Genomic DNA, 18,857 nt, shown 5'->3' with positions numbered 1-18,857 from the left:
GGTCTTTATGATCCGTGAACTGAGAACTTTTCTCGCGGTTGCCCGCTGCGGCAGTTTTGCTGCTGCAGGCCACAAGGTCGGTCTGACTCAATCCGCCGTCAGCGCTCAGATCAAGAATCTCGAAACGGCGCTGGGCCTGCGTTTGTTTGATCGAACGGGCCGCTCGGCTTATCTCAACCCGGCCGGACTGCGGGCCGTGCCGATGGCCGAGCAGATCCTGGAGACGTTCAGTCTGATGGGGCAGCCGGACTCTCTCGAAGACTACCGGGGCGAACTGCGCATCGGTGCGATCGGGACCGTACAGACAGGGCTGTTACCGTCAGTGCTGCTTCGCCTGCTGGAACAGGCGCCGGGTGTCGCGCCAAAGCTGATTCCCGGCGTTTCGCTGAACCTGCTGTCGCAGGTCGATGCTGGCGAGATCGACCTGGCCATCATGATCCGACCGCCTTTCGCCCTGCCCAAGGAACTGCACGCCGAGCTGATTCAACGCGAGCCGTTCGTGCTGATCACGCCGCTCGATGTAGCCGGTGATGACCCGCTGAAACTGCTCGTCGAGCAGCCTTTCGTGCGTTACGACCGCAGCTCGTTTGGCGGTCGGCAGGTGAGTCAGTTCCTGCGCAAACATCATCTGGATGTACGCCCAGGCCTGGAACTCGATGAGCTGGATGCCATCGTCAAGATGGTCGCCTGTGGTTTAGGCGTCGCGCTGGTGCCAGAGGCCGGCTTATGGCTCGAGCGTCAGCCGACCGTTCGCGTCTTGCGTCTGGGAGACGCGACCTTTCACCGGGAGCTGGTCTTGGTTGGCCGACACAGCCCCCGACAGCTGCCGGTGCAGCAGCTGTTTCGCCGCTGTGTGCGGGAAGTGCTGGCGGAGCAGGGACGTCCGGCCCCGGCTTGGTGAATCGACGAGATAGAGCGTCTGCCTGCCGCGCCGAACGTCGGCTACAGAAGGCTTTTTCCGGGGCATGCCGGGCTCTTGGGCTACCCTTGTCAAGGTTGAAGGCAATGCAATGCCGCGCATATGGATTCGCCTCAGAACGGTAACCGACTCTGTGGGTCCAACCTGAAGCCCGCCATACACTCCATTGGATAATCTGCATGGCCCAACCAGATCTGCAATCCCGGCTTGCTTTCACGCTGCAATCGGCTGGATTGCTGGAGTGGTACGTCGAACTGGACGATTCGCTGAGCGATACCCAGGCGACGGTCGAAGCCGTTACCCATGCGCTCGATGCCTGTTCGTTAGGCAGCACCTCGCTCACCGAATTTCTTGAACATATCCATCCCGACGACCGCGATCCGGTCGCCGAACATGTCGCCATAGCGCTCTCGACCGGTAATGAGGTGCGCTTCGAATGCCGTGTTCTGGTCGGCGACAGCGGCGTGCAAATGGTCAGCGTGACCGGTCGCTCCACCGCCCATCCCGAACTACGCGCGCTGCACTTCATCAGCCAGGACGTGACCGACTGCCGCCGCTCCGAGGCGATTGCCGAAGGGCAGATGCGCTCACTCGAGCTGGCGGTGGCCGGTGCACCTTTGACGGAGGTGCTGGTTGAACTTACCCGCTCGGCGCAAAAGCAGTCGGCTGGAACCATTCGTGCTGCGATCATGCGCCTGGATGAGGATGGCAAGCTGCGATTCGTTGAAGCCTCCAGCCTCCCAGCGGATTTTGTCGCAGCGGTAGATGAAATGGATGCCGGTTCCAATGAATCGAGTTGCAGCTTGGCGGTAAGCACCGGCAAGCCAAGTGTTGCCGTGGATATCGGTAGCGATCCGTACTGGGCCACGCACCGGGACAAGGCGCTCGAAAATGGCCTGCGTGCCTGCTGGTCGACACCCGTGCTTTCCGACGGCGGCGAGGTGATGGGCACCATCGCCTGTTACAGCACTGTCTGTGCAGCGCCATCGTCTTTGGAGCAGGAAGGCATCACCCTCCTGGCCAACACGGCGGCATTGGTGGTGCAGCGAGATCGAGCCAACCGGGCCCGGGTCAAGGTTGAACGAAAAATGGCAGCCAACGAGCGCCGCTTCAGGGGGCTGGTCAGGGCCACTAACAGTCTGGTCTGGTCGACCAGCCCGCTGGTGGACATCGTCGAGCCACAGCCTGACTGGATTGAATTCACAGGCCAGACGTTTGAGCAGTCGCGGGGCAAGGGCTGGCTTGAGGCCGTGCATCCAGAAGATCGCGCCGAGCTTGAATCCGTCATGGAAGAAATGCGTTCGGTCTATACCAACAAGCGCGCGGAGTACCGCATTCGTCGGGCGGACGGCGAGTATCGGCATATGTCCGGTCATGCCGTGCCCATCTTCGATGACCGCGGAATTATGAAGGAATGGTCAGGCGGGCTGACCGACATCACCGACCGCAAGCAGGTCGAGCACCGGCTGCACCACATGGCCACGCATGACTCCTTGACGGGACTTCCCAACCGAACCTACCTCAACGATCACTTGCGCGAATTGGTCAATTTCATCCCGGAAAACCAGCAGCTGATGATCATGCTGATCGACCTGGATCGCTTCAAGGAAGTGAACGACTCGATGGGGCATGGCTACGGCGACGTGCTGTTGGTGCAGATTGCCCATCGCCTGCGCGAGGCGCTGCCATCCGGTGATCTGGTGGCGCGCCTGGGCGGGGACGAATTTGTGGTGGTGGCCCATTTACCTGACGGCGTGCGCTCGGCCGAGCGGCTGGCGACCGACCTGCTGCGTGCGATCCAGGTGCCCTGCGATGTGCTCGGCACCCGTTACTACCCCTCGGCATCGATGGGCATGTGTCTGTATCCAAACCCTGACACCACCATCGACGAATTGCTGCAGCACGCCGATATCGCCATGTATCGCGCCAAGGATGCAGGCGGCACCGGGATGCAGTTCTTCTCCGCCGAGATGAGCATCGAGACGAAGAACCGCATGGCGCTGGAGCTCGATTTGCGCGAAGCGCTGGAACGAAACGAGTTCGTGCTGCATTACCAGCCGCGCATCTGCCTGGACGACGACACGCCGTGCGGTGTGGAAGCGCTGATCCGTTGGAACCACCCAAGCAAGGGACTGGTTTCACCGGCAGTGTTCATTCCCATCGCCGAGGCCACCGGCCTGATCTGCAAGATCGGTAACTGGGTGCTGCAGCAGGCGTGCAAAGACATTCAGCAATTGACCGAACGCATCGGTACCGAGTTGATGCTATCGGTCAACGTGTCACCGGTGCAGCTCAAATCGCCGACATTGTGCAGCGAAGTCAGTGGAGCATTAAGTGCGGCCGGTTTGGATACGCACCGTCTTGAACTGGAGCTGACCGAGTCCGGGCTAATCGAAGACACCGACACGTCGCATCAGCTGCTGAGAAACCTTGGGGCCATCGGCGTGCGGCTTGCAATCGATGACTTTGGCACCGGATACGCCGGGATCGCCTATTTGCGCCAGTACCCTATTGATGTCGTGAAGCTCGACAGGACATTTCTCTGCCCCTCGAGCAAGGCCGACAACTGTCTCGACTTCATCAAGGCAGTGACCGAAATGTGTCACTCGCTTGGCATGCGCGTCGTGGCCGAAGGTGTGGAGGATGCCGATATGCTGCGTCAGTTGATGCGGTCGTCATGCGACGAGGCGCAGGGCTATCTGTTCGCCCAGCCCATGCCGCTGACCAAGCTTGGGGACTACATCATCGATCGCCGGGCGAGTTGAGCTTTACGCCGTTACTGCCCGCGCTGCACTCGTTTCTTGTAGGAATCAGATGCACGGTGGCTTCTGCCCGCACGGTCGGCTCTGTACCATTTGCCTACACCACTACATTAGATGCGTTGGCCAGACCGCTGCGGCGGCTGACTGGCGCACTGCTGTCCAGCACAGCAGTCCCTTCAGACTATCGGGCGCTTACTTAGCGGCTTTTTCTATGCAGACGTTTAAATGCTAAACGGACGCGAAGGGCAACCTCACCTGTTCCTAAACTACCGGAAAGCATCGACGTGACTGCTGACATTTCATCCGAGGCCAGGCGGCTATTGATTGGCACTGGCTGCGGCGTCGATTTCTCTCACCTGATCCAGCTACTGGACGAAGAGGGTTATGAGATCGCTTTCTGCTCCAGCGACAATTTCTTCCAACACCTGGATCACCGTGTCGGTGCGGTGATCGCCACCGACCGATTTCTTTCATCGGCGATGGTAAGCGGCGGCGCCATCGCGGAGCCAAGCGACAAAGCGGATATCCCCTTTATCCTGATTTCCGACACCCGGAGTGAATCACGCGACGACTTCACCGCGATCAAGGAGCGGTTGCCTGCATGGTTAACGGACCTGGTGATTCTTGAGCAACCGGTAACACCGGCAGCTCTGCTGAGTACTGTGGCGATGGCTTGGCGCTCACGGCTCCGTCAGTTCGAAATTGCAGACCGCCTTGTCGAACTTGCTGAGCAGCAGGCGACGCTAGAGAGGCTGGTCGAACACCTTCCGGTTGGCATATGCCTGATCGACGTGAACGGGACCACCGTACTCAGCAATCCCACCTACGAGCGGTATGTGCCCAATCGCAGAATCCCATCTGCCGACACTCAGCATGCCGAACGGTGGGTGGGGCTGGACAGCGAGGGTCAACTGATACCGCGCAATCGGTTCGCCGGCGCCCGTGCGCTGCGCGGAGAAACGGTGGAAGGAGCGGATTTCCGCTACTACCCAGACGAAGGGCCAGAGCTGTGGACGCGCGTCAATGCCGTGCCGTTGTATGACAGCCAGCGGAAGATCAAAGGCGCCGCTCTGGTGGTCATCGACATCAACGCTGAAAAGCAGAACGAAGAGATGCTGCGCCGTTTCAACGATGATCTCGAGTACCAGGTTAAGGCACGCACCCGTGCGCTGGAAGAGGCATTGGAAAAGCTGACGCAGGAGAGCCAGGAGCGCGCCCGAACCGAAGAACAGCTTCGTCAATCCATGAAGATGGACGCGGTGGGTCAGCTCACGGGTGGCATCGCTCATGACTTCAACAACATGCTGACCGGTGTGATCGGCGCGTTGGACCTGATGCGCCTTCGTATTGGTCGGCAGCAATACGGCGATCTGGATCGCTACATGACCGCCGCTCACACGTCCGCCAGCCGCGCGGCGGCCCTGACCCAGCGTTTATTGGCGTTCTCCCGCCGACAGTCGCTTGAAGCCCGCGCTACGTCGGTTAACCCACTGATCCTGTCGTTAGGTGATTTGCTCAAACGGACCATGACGGAGCGAATCAAGCTTGAGCTTCAGCTTGACGACAATGCTGGACTGGCTTTGGTCGACCCCAACCAGCTTGAAAATGCCTTGTTGAACCTCTGCATCAATGCGCGTGATGCCATGCCCGACGGGGGCACGCTGGCGATTGTGACCAGCCGGGCTGATGTCGATGAGGCAGACGCGATTCGTCTGGGTGGTAACAAGGGCTGCTATGTCAGCATCAGGGTATCGGACACCGGGGTTGGTATCCCTGAGTCTGTGCTGGGGAAAATTTTCGAACCTTTCTTCACGACCAAACCTTTGGGACAAGGTACTGGGCTGGGCCTTTCCATGGTTTACGGATTCGTCCAGCAGAGCAGCGGGTTCGTCTCGGTAAGCAGCGAGGAGGGCGCCGGTACGTCGATCACCTTGTATATACCACTGGCGCAGACGTCTGCTGTCGAGAAGACATCGACCATCACACCCGTGGATTTTACCTGCGGTAAAGGGCAGACGATCCTGGTGGTCGAGGACGATGATTCGGTACGCCTGCTGCTAGCCGCGGCGCTGGGAGACTTTGGCTATCAAGTCCACCTCGCTGAAGACGGTCAGCAGGCGTTGAGTCTGCTCGATGGCTTGCATGCGTTGGACTTGTTGATAACCGACGTCGGGTTGCCCGGTCTGAACGGCCGCCAGCTGGCAGAAATCATCCAGCAGAAACGGCCAGATCTGCCCGTCCTGTTTATCAGTGGCTACGCGGAAAACGCGGCGATTCGATCCGAGTTTCTCGGCGTGGGGATGAGCATGATGACCAAACCTTTCACGCTCGAGCATCTGGCAGATACGGTTTCAGCCGCCTTTGAAGCGCAGGCTGCATCGGGCGCTATTTGAAGACTCACGCACAGGGCAGGCACAGGCACAGGTGCTGGCCAGTGCCTGCTGGCTTGATCGCCGTTTAGCTCCCGCCGGCCTCGACGACTTGCTCCACCCGCGCATCCGCCAGGACCTGCTGGAACAGCAGCGGTGACATGGGTCGACCGAGATAGAAGCCCTGTGCCTGGTCACACGCAAGCTCGGTCAGCTTTCCAAGCTGTGCAACTGTCTCGATACCTTCGGCGGTAACGGTCAGCGAGAGGGCGTGACCCATGCTGACAATGGCGTGGACGATTGCTTCGCTGCTTTGTGACTGGTCAAGTCCGGAGATGAAGCTGCGGTCGATCTTGATGCCGTCGAACGGATAGCTGCGAAGGTAGCTCAGGGACGAATAGCCAGTGCCAAAGTCATCCATGGACAGGCGAGTTCCCAGCGCCTTGAGCGCGTTCATGGTCGTCAGCGCCGAGGCGGCATCTTCGAGCATGACGCTTTCGGTGATTTCCAGCTCAAGACGCTGCGGCGCAATGCCCGTGCTCTTGAGAACGGTTGCGATACGGTCGACTAGATCACTGCGCTGAAACTCAACCGGAGACAGGTTCACCGAAACCATCAGCTCATCGCCCCAGCTCAGGGCGTTAAGGCAGGCTTCACGCAGCACCCAGTCGCTGAGCTCCACGATCAGGCCTGTTTCCTCGGCCAATGGGATGAAACAGGCCGGGCTGAGCAGATCACGGATCGGATGCTGCCAGCGCACCAGCGCCTCGGCACCGACGATGGTTTGTGAAGACGCATCGTAGCGCGGCTGGAAATCGAGGCGGAACTCATGGCGGCGCAACGCCTGTCGCATGTCCATTTCGAGTTGGCGACGCTCCATGATTCGCTCGTTCATCGCCGGCTCGTAAAACCGGAACAGGTTACGGCCGCTGGACTTGGCTTCGTACAGCGCGATGTCGGCATAGCGCAGCAGGTCCTCCGCGGTCAGCCCGTCGAAGGGCGCCGAAACGATACCGATGCTGGCGCCTACGCTGACGTCGTTGGTTCCGATTCGTATAGGTTGGTTGATCTGCTCGATCAGCCGCAGGCATAGGCGCTCTGCCTGCTCCTGGGTGCGGCAGTCGGTGGCCACAACGATGAACTCGTCGCCGCCAAGCCTTGCTACCAGGTCTGTCTCCCGTGTGCCGCCGGTGAGCGCCTTGGCCACTTCGCGAAGCACCACATCGCCCGCAGCGTGACCAAAGGTGTCGTTGACAGGCTTGAAGCGGTCCAGATCCAAAGCGAGAAGAAACACGGGGTGGTCACCGCTCAGGCCTTCGCTCAAGCGGGTGTTGAGAAAGTTGTTCAGACGGTGACGATTGGCCAGCCCCGTTAGGGCATCGTGCTGGCTGATGTGCTCGATGCGCGCCTTGGCTTCGATTTCCTCGGTGATGTCGCAGACAGTGCCCTGATAACCCTGCAACTGTTCTGCAACTCGCACGGCGCGGGCGGAGAGCTGGCAATAACGTGGGCTCTGGTGGTCGTCGCGCATTTCACATGGAATTGGTCTGCGACCGGCAGCGACGCCGCCTTCGGCAATGGCTGCCATCAGCTGTTTGTCGTACGCCAGCAACTCGGTGAGCGGACGCCCTATCCAGGCGTGGCAGGCTAGCCCCGTAACCTGCGTGAAACGCTCGGACAGAAACGTCAGCCGCTGTTCTGAATCGGTTTCCCAGATCCAATCCGAGGACGCCTCCGAAATATTCTTGAACCGTTGCTCGCTGACCCGCAGCGCCTGCTGGGCTTCATCGATCATATCCGCTGCATGGATAACGCGGCGACGCAGCCAGAACATCAGCATGGCGACCAGTGTTCCGAGCAGCGACCACATCGGCAGGAATTTCTCCAACACCGACCTGCCCAGCGCCTCGCTTTGCCATTGCAAAGTGGTGGCCATGCCGATGCTTTCTTGCAGCGTCAGCATGGGTCTCGAGCCGTCGGGAATGGTGCCGACGGTAGCAGTGAGGCCGGTCAGGTCGAATGCTTCGTCCAGCACCTTCAGCTTCGGGCCGGTCAGCACGTCGACATAGACGAGATAGGACAGCTGTTCGAAATCATCGTACGAGCTGTCCGGCCGTATCACAGCGGCCGACACCACGGCCGGCATTCCTGTGACTGAAAAGTAGACCTGCGTGACACCGTCTTCGGCAGACCGGCTGCGGGCGCTGGCCAACAGCGCGGGCAGGTCGCCGGCTATCCAGTCGTGCGCTTCGACGTCGCTCAACTCGCCATCGACGATGGCATAGCGGGTCGATGCGTCGGGCCCCAGAACGAAAACGCCGTCCAGGCCGTACGTGGAAAACAGCGACGGGCCGATGTTGTCGCCTTCGAAGGCCCAGTCCACATCGACTTTGCCGCTCATATGCTTGTAGGCATCGTTCCAGAAAGCGTAGTCGGCCAGCGCGGTGCCGATCTTGTCTCGCCGGCTCTCCATTGCCTTGGCTGCGTCTGTTTCGCTGTGCTGTACCTGGTGTTCGTCCAGCTCCATGCACAGATAGACCAGCGCCAGGGCGACGATTATGAACAGCGCAGCGAGCACATAGATGAAGCCGAGTGAGGCTCGGCGGGTCATGGCGGTGTAGCCTGCTGCTTCGTTGGGGATGCTAGTTGCGATGGGACGTATCATCGATATGGCCGGGCTCGAGTGAGTTGCGCTGAGAACGCTTGCACGGTCTGTATCGGCTGAAGCCCGTCTTGCCGCTGTGCTGGTCGGCAGATTCCGACCGATGGCGCGAGGTGCGATTCTTATCGCTGCACAAACGTTCTAGCTCACCTGCTCCTCCGCGAGTCGATAATCTCCGTCGGATACGCGGTGGCCAGAAGCCGGGGGCGACATGAAAGACAGCAGCTGGATCGACCTGAAGTTGGATGCCGAAACAGGCATCGAGACCATCCGCGCGCATTTCGAAGGCCATGCCTACGATCCGCATTGGCATGACAGCTACCTCATCGGCTTTACGGAGCAAGGCGTTCAGCAGTTCCACTGCCGTAGGGCTCTGCACAGCAGCATCGTAGGGCAGGCGTTTCTGCTGGAGCCGGGCGAGATCCACGATGGCCGTGCGCCGACTCCCGGCGGCTTCACCTACTCGACCTTCTACCTGCAGCCCCATTGGCTGGAGGCCCAGCTGCGCGGGCTGTTCGAAGACGCACCGAGCGATTGCCTGCCCAGTTTCAAGGAAACCCTTGCCGATGAGCCGGGCCTGGTGAAGCACATCGCCTACGCATTTCAGGCCGTTCACCTCAACGAGTTACGCATCGTGCGGCATGCCGCACTCGACGGTCTGCTGGATGTGTTGTCGGGGCGGATGCACTGGCGCAAGCGCCTGGAGGCTTCCGCGCCGCTACCTTCGGTTGCGATCAGGACCAGGGATTACCTTCATGCTCATCTTGACCAGGACCTAGGGCTCGATGAGCTTGCAGCTGTTGCTGGGGTAGACCGCTTCCGCTTGACCCGTGCGTTCAAAGCTTCCTTCGGACTGGCACCCCATGCCTATCTCGTTCAGCTCCGGCTAAGCGCCGCTCGCAAGCTGCTGCGGCAGGGTTTGGCACCCGCGAGCGTCGCTATGGAGCTGGGCTTCGCGGACCAGAGCCACCTCGGACGGTGGTTTCGCCGGACCTACGGCCTCAGCCCCGCGGCGTATCGAAAAAGCTGCTCAAACCTTCCAGACTGCTGAGTCGAACAGACACAAAGTGGCAGGACCGAAAATGGAGACCTGCCCATGCCTTCCACCGCCCCCCATTCATTTATCGCTCCCCGACCTGTTAGCGGGGGGCGGCGATGAACCAGCTTCTCCCGTTTGTACTCTTCACCTTTGTCGCTTCGATCACCCCTGGGCCCACCAACATGCTCGTGCTCAGCAGCAGCGCCCGTTTCGGTTGGCGCGCCGCTCTCCCTCTGCTGACGGGCGCCTGCCTAAGCGCCGCGCTGATCGTCATGCTAGTCGGCCTGGGGTTGGGCGAAATATTGATGCGGCTGCCAGCTGTGCAACATGCGATGGCCTGGTTGGGCGTTGCCTGGATCACGCTGCTGGCCTGGAAACTCTGGCGCAGCGCCGATGAGCCCTTGGATACAGACTCGACCGGCATACGCATCGGGGCATGGGGCGGGGCGGCTTTGCAGCTGATAAATCCCAAGACATGGATGATGGCACTTGCGGTAGTCAGCGTATTCGCGGGCGCTGATGCAGGTCTGGCAGGATACGCGGTCTACGCGCTCATCTTTCTTGGCATAGCGATGCCTTGCCTGATTGGATGGGCCGCACTTGGTCGCGGGGCGGCCAAACTGCTGCGATCCAGAGCGTCGCTGCGGCGTTTCAATCAGGCCATGGCGCTGCTGCTGCTCGTCTCAGCATGGAGCAGCCTGCTGATGTGAGGCGTTTTCTGGGGCTGCGTTTAGCGCGCTACGCCTGGTTCGCAAAGGCAACTATCATGCGCCGACGGGACGCTTGCACTTTCATCGTGACGGCTGGGGAACCAAAGCCGGATCTATGAGGGTCGAAGCGCCTAGACAATGACCACCACCGGTCGTGGTTTTCGATTGCCTCCCGTGCGGCGCTGTTGCCTGAGGCGACCTACTTACCTTCAAAGGAACGATAGATGAGCATCGACCTCAACGCAGGACGCCTCCCGGAAGAACATTCATTGACCAACATTCCGCGCCTGATCTCGCGCTACTACAGCGAGCGACCAGATCCGTCCGATCCGGCGCAGCAGGTTTCTTTCGGCACCTCCGGGCATCGCGGCTCCTCGCTGAAGGCGAGCTTCAACGAGTGGCACATCCTGGCGACCACCCAGGCGATCTGTGACTATCGCCGGGAGCAGGGCATAAATGGCCCGATCTTCGTGGGCATGGACACCCATGCGCTATCCGAGCCCGCTTTCGTATCGGCGCTGGAAGTGCTCTCGGCAAACGGCGTCGAGACACGCATCGACGCCGGCTGCAGCGAAACCAACGGCGAGCCGGGCTATACGCCGACGCCTGCTATTTCCAACGCCATTCTCGAGTACAACGCCGGTCGCAGCAGCAGCCTGGCTGACGGCATTGTCATCACGCCGTCGCACAATCCGCCCGCTGACGGCGGCTTCAAATACAACCCCACCAACGGCGGCCCGGCCGATACCGGCGTGACCAAGTGGATCCAGGAGCGTGCCAATGCGCTGCTGGTCGCCGGGCTCAAGGGCGTCCAGCGAATGGATTACGCCCAGGCGCTCAAGGCGCCCACTACTCAGCGCTTCGATTTCATCGACAGCTATGTAAGCGGCCTGGAGCAGGTGATCGATCTCGAAGCGATCCGTAATTCCGGGCTGAAGTTTGGCGTCGATCCGCTGGGCGGGGCTGGCGTGCACTATTGGACGCGCATTGCCGAGCGCTACAGCCTGCCGCTTGAGGTGCTCTCGACCCGCGTGGATCCCACCTTCCGCTTCATGCGCCTGGACTGGGACGGCAAGATCCGTATGGACTGCAGTTCACCGCATGCCATGGCTGGTCTGATCGAGAACAAGGACCGCTTCGACGTCTCCTTTGCCTGCGACACCGACCACGACCGCCACGGTATCGTCGCGCGCTCGGTGGGTCTGTTAAACCCCAATCACTACCTGGCGGTTGCCATCGAATACCTGTTCACCCATCGCCCCGAGTGGAGCGCCACTGCCGGCATCGGCAAGACGTTGGTGTCGTCTTCGATGATCGACCGCGTCGCCAAAGGCATCGACCGCAAGGTGGTCGAGGTGCCGGTGGGCTTCAAGTGGTTCGTCGACGGTTTGATGGACGGCAGCCTGGGCTTCGGCGGTGAGGAATCCGCTGGCGCGTCTTTCCTGCGCAAGCAGGGTGGCGCCTGGTCGACGGACAAGGATGGCCTGATCCTCGGCCTGCTGGCGGCAGAGATCACCGCAGTGACCGGCAAGGACCCAGGCGAGCGCTATCAGGCGCTGACCGAACGTTTCGGCGCTCCGGTCTATCAGCGTATCGATGCTCCTGCCAACCGTGAGCAGAAGGCCAAACTCGGCAAACTCTCGGCGTCCCAGGTCACGGCGGGCGAACTGGCGGGTCAGCCAATTACCCAGATCCTTACTGAAGCTCCAGGCAACGGCGCTGCCATTGGCGGCCTCAAGGTGGTAACCGACAACGGCTGGTTTGCCGCGCGGCCGTCCGGTACCGAGGACGTCTACAAAATCTATGCGGAGAGTTTCGAGGGCGACGCTCACCTCAAGCGCATTCAGGACGAGGCCAAGGCGCTGGTCGACAACGTGCTCGCAGGATAAGAGTTTCTGCACTGCCAGGGCGGCAAGGTGTTGCAGGTTGGTTTGAACGGAGCAGGCGTTTGCTTTGTGCGACTTAAACGCCAGCTCCTGGCAGCGAAGCCGTTTACTGTCGACGCGGCCTAAAGCACACACCTCTGCTGGGGCACGATTCCCAGCTGAGGCTGTGAACGCGTTCGGTGTAATGGCGGTGGATGCAATCAGGTTGTCGTGCGGCCTGACGTGCATTTGGGCTCGCTCCGCCAAAGCCGGGGTGATTGTGCTTGTGTTGTATGAAGGCTGAATAAGGCCAACAGGTCATCTAGCCAGCAGGTCGCGGAGATTGGCCGCCGCCGTCATCAGAGAGAAAGGTATCGCTTGAAAGACCATACCCGAGAGGCGCTTGAGGCAGAGATAAAGCGCCTGCGCACGCTGCTCGAACAGGCAGGAACCAATGCTGAGCAGCAGACGTGCCCCGATCTCCCGCAGCCGGCTGCCGGAATGATGACTCAGGCGACAAGCGCGAACGGTCCGGCGCAGGTGCAGGGACCTGCCGGGGAAACTGCTACCAGCTCGGGCGCGGGTGTCAGTAACGACGCACGCCGACTTGCGGTGTTCCACAACCTCGACGAGCTGGCGATTATCCTGACCGACCCGGCCGGTGTCGTTACCGACTGGAATGCGGGCGCCGAGCGGGTGATGGGGTGGCGCGCGGAAGAAATGATCGGCCAGAGCATCGAACGTATCTTTACGGCCGCCGATCGAGCCACGCATCGGGCCAAACAGGAAATGGACGATGCCCTCCACCAGGGTCGCATGACCCATGAACGTTGGCATCTGCACAAGGATGGTCAGCAGTACTGGATGTCGGAGGCAATGTCGCCGCTGTATGCCGATGATCGAAGCCACATCGGCTACATGAAAGTGCTCCAGGACCGAACCAGCGAACAACTGGCGGGCCGTGCTATCGAGGAATCCCAACAGCGCTATCGCCTGGCTGCAGAAGCTACCAATGACGCCATCTGGGATTGGGATCTGAGCAGCAACCAAGTGCTTTGGAACGAAGCGTTGGAACAGGCGTATGGCTACTCGCTAGCGGACGTCGACAATGCGGCAGAGTGGTGGATCGGCCGCATCCACCCCGACGACCGCACACGGATTCATTCATCGATCTACGCCGTTATCGATGGAAACGGGGCCACATGGACAGATGAGTACCGCTTTCTACGTCAGGACGGCACATACGCCGAGGTAATCGACCGCGGCCAGGTCATTCGCAACGCTGCAGGTCGGGCGGTTCGCATGATTGGGGCGATGCTTGATCTGACGCGCCTGCGCGCCGTGGAAATAGCGTTACGTCAGAGTGAGGAGCGTTTCAGGACCATTCTGGAAACGATCGAAGCAGCGTTCGCGATTGTTCAGGTCAAATTCGATGCCAATGATCAGCCCGTGGATTACATGTTCCTGGAGGCCAACCCAGCCTTCGAACGGCAGGCTGGCGTCGATCTGAGAGGCAAATGGGTTACTGAATTCGCCCCGGAGCTGGAGCAGTTCTGGTTTGAAACCTACGGCCATGTTGCCAAAACCGGTGAACCGGCCAGTTTCGAGAATTATGCGGAAGCATTCGAGCGTTGGTTCGATGTCAGGGCGGTTCGGGTCGGAGACCCCGCCGAGCGCCAGATCGCGATTCTATTCAGCGATGTCACGCAAAGGCGAGCTGCCGAAGAGCGTCTGCGCATCAGTGAAGCGCTGGCGCGAGAAAACATTCAGCGCGTTCAGCTTGCCCTGGCGGCGGGCGCGATCATCGGCACCTGGAACTGGCATCTGCCGAACGACCGGTTCACGGTCGATGAAGGCTTTGCCCGTGCCTTCGGCCTCGACCCGGCTTTAGGTCGTGAAGGTCTGAGCCTTGCGCAGGTCATCGCCACTGTGCACGCCGAGGACCGGGAAGGACTGCAGGCTGCCATTGCGGAAGCAATTTCCCGCGGCGGTGCCTATGCCCACCAATACCGGGTACGGCGTGCTGACGACAGGTACTACTGGATAGAGGCGAATGGACGTGTCGATCATGCCCTGGACGGTACCCCTCAAAATTTCCCGGGCGTTCTGATCGATGTCGAGCACAAGCGGTCGATCGAGGCAGAGCGCGACCGGGCAACCGCAGCACTGAGAACGCTCAATGACACGTTGGAACAACGTGTGGCCGACCGGACTGCAGCACTGATGCAGGCTGAAGACAAGCTGCGACAGGCGCAGAAGATGGAAGCAGTCGGACAGCTCACTGGCGGGCTCGCCCATGACTTCAACAACCTGCTCGCGGGTATCTCGGGTGCATTGGAGCTGATGAGCCTGCGTTTGTCCCAAGGCCGTCTGGACGATATCGACCGATACCTGGCGACCGCCCAGGGCGCTGCAAAACGCGCAGCCAGTGTGACCCACCGGCTTCTGGCGTTTTCACGGAGGCAGACGCTCGATCCACGGCCGATCGACGCAAATCTGCTGGTGGAGGGTATGACAGAGCTGATTCAGCGCACGGTCGGCCCTGGCATCCAGGTCAACACTGTCAGTGCAGATGACCTGTGGTCGGCGTCCGTCGACGCCAGCCAGCTTGAGAGTGCCATCCTCAACCTGTGCCTCAATTCACGCGATGCCATGCCGGACGGCGGACGGATCACCATCGAGACGGCCAACAGATGGCTCGAGGGCGAATCGGCCCGTGCCTACGATGTTCCTGAAGGCCAATATCTGTCATTGAGCGTTACCGACACCGGAACGGGCATGACGCCTGCAGTGATTACCAAGGCCTTCGAACCCTTTTTCACGACCAAGCCGATCGGTCAGGGTACAGGCCTGGGACTGTCGATGATCTATGGCTTCGCCAATCAGTCTGGTGGTCAGGTTCGTATTGATTCAGAGGTCGGGCGCGGTACCCGGGTGTCACTGTTCCTGCCGCGCTATAGGGGTGATGTGAGCGAGTCAGTAGTTGTCCCGGCGTGCACTGATAGTGTCCTCGGCGAAGCCAGGGGGACCATTCTGATTGTCGATGACGAACCCACCGTGCGCTTGTTTCTCATGGATGTCCTGGGCGAACTTGGCTATACGCTGATTGAAGCGGCCGACAGCATCGGCGGCCTCAAGGTGCTGCAATCGGACGTCAACATCGATCTGCTCATCACAGACGTCGGCTTGCCCGGCGGCATGAACGGACGGCAGATGGCCGATGCGGGCCGGGAAGTCCGTGCCGATCTGAAAACTTTGTTCATCACCGGTTACGCAGAGAGCGCAGCCCTTGGGTATCAAACGCTTGGGCCAGGGATGCAGGTGCTGACGAAGCCGTTCGCTATCGACACGCTTACCACCAGGGTTCAGGGGCTGATGATTCTGTAGCCTGTCGGGTGGGAGCACCGTTAACGATGGCGGCTTGCGCCTGTCTGAAGGCTGACGTCAGTGGGTAGATGACCCGGGCAGCTTCGCGATCACCTTGATTTCGAACTGAAACCCATACAGCCAGGTCACGCCAACGGCCGTCACGGTAGGGTGCGGCGCGCTGCCCCAATATTCCGGCACAACGCTCCAGACTCGCTCGAAAATGGCCTGTGGGTCGACCATGAATACGGTCACGTCAACCACATCGTCAAACGTGCAACTGGCAGCCTTGAGCACCGCGTTCAGGTTCGCAAAGGCGAGTCTTACCTGAGCTTCGAGTTCAGGTTCCGGCGATCCGTCCTCGCGGCTGCCGACCTGGCCCGATACGAACAGCATTCCATTGGATCGAACGGCCGGCGAGTAACGGTTCTGCTCATAAAGTGCTTGTCGCCCAGCAGGGAAAACCACGTCACGTGTGTTCATAAGAGCCTCTTGCGTCGGTTGATCTCGATGGAGACTGTAGAGCTGCCCGTTGTAGGGATAAACTCGCCAGCCTGTTAAGCACTGTTCTCAAATTCCAAACAATCCCAGCGCCCGGAGCCGACATGGACCGCTTTGTCGCGATGCAGGCCTTTGCTCGAGTGGTCGAAACCGGCAGCTTCACCAGAGCTGCCGACACACTGCACCTGAGCAAAACCAGCGTGACTCAACTGGTGCAACAGCTCGAAGCGCGGCTGCGCGTAAAGCTGCTCAACCGAACGACACGCAAAGTCAATGTCACCGCCGATGGTGCCGCGTATTACGAGCGCGTGGTGCGGTTATTGGCGGATCTGGATGATGCCGAAACCAGCCTGTCCAGTGCGTCGACATCGCCGCGTGGTCGCCTCAGGGTGGACGTGCCCAGCCCGTTTGCGCGTTCCATCCTGATACCAGCGCTTCCCACCTTTCATGCGAGGTATCCGGAAATTCAGCTGGACCTGGGTGTCAGCGACCGGATGGTGGATCTGATCAATGAGAACGTCGATTGCGTGGTGCGCGGGGGTGAACTCACCGACCTGTCACTCATGGCTCGGCACATTGGCGACCTCCAGCTGGGGGTCTATGCCGCACCCAGCTACCTCGAGCGAGCAGGAACGCCGTCCCATCCACGTGAGCTGGAGGACACGCATCACCGCATCGTGGGATTTTTGTGGGCGCGCACCGGGAAGGTCTTTCCCTACGCCATGCATCGCGACGGCGAACGCGTCAGCGTCATGGGTCGTTACGTGCTTTCTGTGGACGACGGCAACGCCTATCTGGCTGCCGGCCTGGCGGGATTGGGTGTGTTATGGCTGCCTGACTACCTGTCCCACGCTCATCTGGAAAACGGCGACTTGGTGCCATTGTTTGAAGACTGGCGCCTTGAGCCGATGCCGCTGTATGTCGCCTTCCCACCGAACCGGCACGTCAGCCTGAAGGTGCGCGTCTTCATCGACTGGATCGCTGAGCTGATGGCTCAGCAAGCGCCGGTTGCGCGTCGGGAGCGCGCGAAACCACTGCCGCACCCTGCGGATGCCTTGCTGTCACACCGAGGAGTAGACAGAACAGGAGGGTGCATGTCGGTCGAGGCGGATTTTTCACTGCTTGAATCACTGTTGCTGGCCCGTGGGCCTGGCGGCCAGGAAGAGGAAGTCCGGGCGGTGTGCCGCGCGGAACTTGAAGCGAGCTGCGATGAGGTCTGGGTAGATGCGGCGAACAACCTGATCGGGGTGATCCGTGCAGCAAACGTGGCGCGAGAAACGGCGCAGTCACGAGCGATTCGGGTCATGGCACATCAGGATGAGATCGCCATGGTGGTCAAACGCATCGGCGACGATGGGCGGCTTCACGTCGTTGCGCTGGGAGGGGCCTTTCCGGTGAACTTCGGGATGTGTCCGGTCGATGTGATGGGCGAATCGCAAAATCTGCCGGGGGTGCTGTCGTTTGGCACCATGCACGGGACAGCCGAATCGACCCAGTCGATGGATATCCTCAGCGGCAATGTGCAGTGGCGCGATGTACACGTCATCACCCGGCGAACCAAAGACGAGCTGGCGCAAATGGGCGTAAGACCGGGCACTCGGGTCGTTCTGAGTCAACATTGGCGTCGACCATTCCGCGTACACGACGCCATTGCCGGCCACTTCCTCGATGACCGGGCGCCGGTGGTCGCCGTTCTGCGTGCAGCCGAGGCGCTGGCTGAGCGCAAGGGCGAGCTCGAACAGGACCTGTATTTCGTGTTGACCACCAACGAAGAGGAAACCAACTCGGGCGCGCAGTACGCGGCGCGAACACTGCCGGGCGTGGTGTGCATCGCGGTTGAAGTGGGACCCATCGCGCAAGAGTACGGCACGCGGTTGTGCGCGGACCCGGTCATCCTTACCGGGGACGAGAAGGGCCTGTACACCAAGTCCGTCTCCGATGACCTGTTGGGCGCGGCCATCCGCTGTGGCTACACCCCTCAACCGGCGCTGATGCCCGGCTTTGCCTCCGATGCCAGCGCAGTGCTCAGCTCGGGCTCTTCGCCTCAAGCCGGCTGCCTGGCTATTCCAACGGAAAATACGCACGGCTACGAGTTGATTACCGATGGCGGTATGCACGCCTGTGCGCGCACGCTCATCGAGTACCTACTGAATGCAGCGTAAACAGGCTGGCCGCAGCTGGCCGGATTCTCGCCGTCACAGGCGCAACTGAGCCAAGGCGAAGCAGCAAACATGGGTGCTCTGCTTGTCTCAGGCTCAATCAGACCAAGCACCTCACCCCTTCGGCGTCATTGAACGCAAGGGCGTCCAGCCAATCGGACACTGGCGTTGCGCTATGTATGCCAGGGTACGCATGTACAGATTCCTAGACATCGGGTCGGCTGTCGTTGAGTCACGGAACCTTTTAAAAAGCCCTGCAACGTGGCGATTTCAGGGACGCCTGAGGCTTTTATAGCTCATCCAACCTATTGGCACGGCTTTCGCTCCGTTGTCTGGGTCTTGCCTGTTCGCTCGGTATCTTTCAGCGAACCGGACCGCCAAATGTGGCGCCAGAACAATAAGGAATCTTGCAATGAAGCCCCGTCCCGAATCTGCTGACGCGTCAGTCTGCTTTGTGTCGTCTGTCTCCGTCTTACTCTTGATGGCTCATGCTGTGTATTGCGCG

The 18,857-nt window shown here is 60.4% G+C and carries 10 protein-coding genes and 1 pseudogene; 9 read left to right on the top strand and 2 right to left on the bottom strand.

Translation table 11 applies throughout. The annotated features are described in order from the left end of the window. Positions 1 to 7: 7 nt before the first annotated feature. From ALTERO38_RS07515 to ALTERO38_RS07505, 3 genes are all read left to right on the top strand, one after another. Entirely contained in the window at positions 8 to 901 is an 894-nt protein-coding gene (locus tag ALTERO38_RS07515; protein ID WP_159967860.1) for a LysR family transcriptional regulator, read from the top strand. Positions 902 to 1,098: 197 nt separating this feature from the next. Continuing rightward, on the top strand, positions 1,099 to 3,684 hold the full coding sequence (locus ALTERO38_RS07510; protein WP_159967859.1) for an EAL domain-containing protein: 2,586 nt from the start codon (positions 1,099 to 1,101) through the stop codon (positions 3,682 to 3,684). A gap of 281 nt (positions 3,685 to 3,965) precedes the next feature. Then, the gene (locus ALTERO38_RS07505) at positions 3,966 to 6,074 is read left to right on the top strand and encodes an ATP-binding protein (RefSeq protein WP_159967858.1); all 2,109 of its coding nucleotides are present in this window, start codon (positions 3,966 to 3,968) and stop codon (positions 6,072 to 6,074) included. A 64-nt stretch (positions 6,075 to 6,138) separates the two neighbouring features. On the opposite strand, the gene ALTERO38_RS07500 is transcribed toward ALTERO38_RS07505, so the two are convergent. Beyond that, positions 6,139 to 8,661, bottom strand: a complete 2,523-nt coding sequence (locus ALTERO38_RS07500) for an EAL domain-containing protein (RefSeq protein WP_256663811.1) — start codon at positions 8,659 to 8,661, stop codon at positions 6,139 to 6,141. 262 nt (positions 8,662 to 8,923) lie between these two features. Here ALTERO38_RS07500 and ALTERO38_RS07495 point away from each other — a divergent pair, with 262 nt between their 5' ends. From ALTERO38_RS07495 to ALTERO38_RS07480, 4 genes are all read left to right on the top strand, one after another. Further along, positions 8,924 to 9,763 (top strand): AraC family transcriptional regulator, encoded by an 840-nt coding sequence (locus ALTERO38_RS07495; RefSeq protein WP_159967856.1) that lies wholly within the window; start codon positions 8,924 to 8,926, stop codon positions 9,761 to 9,763. Between the two features lie 104 nt (positions 9,764 to 9,867). After that, complete coding sequence (locus tag ALTERO38_RS07490; protein ID WP_159967855.1) at positions 9,868 to 10,461, top strand: LysE family translocator; 594 nt, start codon at positions 9,868 to 9,870, stop codon at positions 10,459 to 10,461. A 224-nt stretch (positions 10,462 to 10,685) separates the two neighbouring features. Next, entirely contained in the window at positions 10,686 to 12,350 is a 1,665-nt protein-coding gene (gene pgm, locus ALTERO38_RS07485) for a phosphoglucomutase (alpha-D-glucose-1,6-bisphosphate-dependent) (protein ID WP_159967854.1), read from the top strand. Positions 12,351 to 12,830: 480 nt separating this feature from the next. Beyond that, complete coding sequence (locus ALTERO38_RS07480; RefSeq protein WP_159969655.1) at positions 12,831 to 15,713, top strand: hybrid sensor histidine kinase/response regulator; 2,883 nt, start codon at positions 12,831 to 12,833, stop codon at positions 15,711 to 15,713. Positions 15,714 to 15,770: 57 nt separating this feature from the next. On the opposite strand, the gene ALTERO38_RS07475 is transcribed toward ALTERO38_RS07480, so the two are convergent. Continuing rightward, positions 15,771 to 16,175: a RidA family protein gene (locus ALTERO38_RS07475; protein WP_159967853.1), complete on the bottom strand. Its 405-nt coding sequence runs from the start codon at positions 16,173 to 16,175 to the stop codon at positions 15,771 to 15,773. Between the two features lie 122 nt (positions 16,176 to 16,297). Here ALTERO38_RS07475 and ALTERO38_RS21485 point away from each other — a divergent pair. Next, a pseudogene (locus ALTERO38_RS21485) lies at positions 16,298 to 17,200 on the top strand (LysR substrate-binding domain-containing protein); the annotation flags it as partial. Next, positions 17,183 to 18,355, top strand: a complete 1,173-nt coding sequence (locus ALTERO38_RS21480; protein ID WP_306109797.1) for a M28 family peptidase — start codon at positions 17,183 to 17,185, stop codon at positions 18,353 to 18,355. The pseudogene ALTERO38_RS21485 and the gene ALTERO38_RS21480, both read left to right, overlap by 18 nt. Positions 18,356 to 18,857: the final 502 nt, after the last annotated feature.

Origin of the sequence: Pseudomonas sp. 9Ag (assembly GCF_902506445.1) — a bacterium.
Classification (GTDB): Bacteria; Pseudomonadota; Gammaproteobacteria; order Pseudomonadales; family Pseudomonadaceae; genus Stutzerimonas; species Stutzerimonas stutzeri_AB.
The sequence above is the reverse complement of the archived record's forward strand: the minus strand, read 5'-3'. Positions and strand labels throughout refer to the sequence as shown.

Coding starts and splice junctions, on each gene's coding strand:
- ALTERO38_RS07490 (WP_159967855.1), top strand. CDS start 9,868: ATGAACCAGCTTCTCCCGTTTGTACTCTTCACCTTTGTCGCTTCGATC.
- pgm (WP_159967854.1), top strand. CDS start 10,686: ATGAGCATCGACCTCAACGCAGGACGCCTCCCGGAAGAACATTCATTG.
- ALTERO38_RS21480 (WP_306109797.1), top strand. CDS start 17,183: ATGGCTCAGCAAGCGCCGGTTGCGCGTCGGGAGCGCGCGAAACCACTG.
- ALTERO38_RS07480 (WP_159969655.1), top strand. CDS start 12,831: ATGACTCAGGCGACAAGCGCGAACGGTCCGGCGCAGGTGCAGGGACCT.
- ALTERO38_RS07515 (WP_159967860.1), top strand. CDS start 8: ATGATCCGTGAACTGAGAACTTTTCTCGCGGTTGCCCGCTGCGGCAGT.
- ALTERO38_RS07500 (WP_256663811.1), bottom strand. CDS start 8,661: ATGACCCGCCGAGCCTCACTCGGCTTCATCTATGTGCTCGCTGCGCTG.
- ALTERO38_RS07495 (WP_159967856.1), top strand. CDS start 8,924: ATGAAAGACAGCAGCTGGATCGACCTGAAGTTGGATGCCGAAACAGGC.
- ALTERO38_RS07510 (WP_159967859.1), top strand. CDS start 1,099: ATGGCCCAACCAGATCTGCAATCCCGGCTTGCTTTCACGCTGCAATCG.
- ALTERO38_RS07475 (WP_159967853.1), bottom strand. CDS start 16,175: ATGAACACACGTGACGTGGTTTTCCCTGCTGGGCGACAAGCACTTTAT.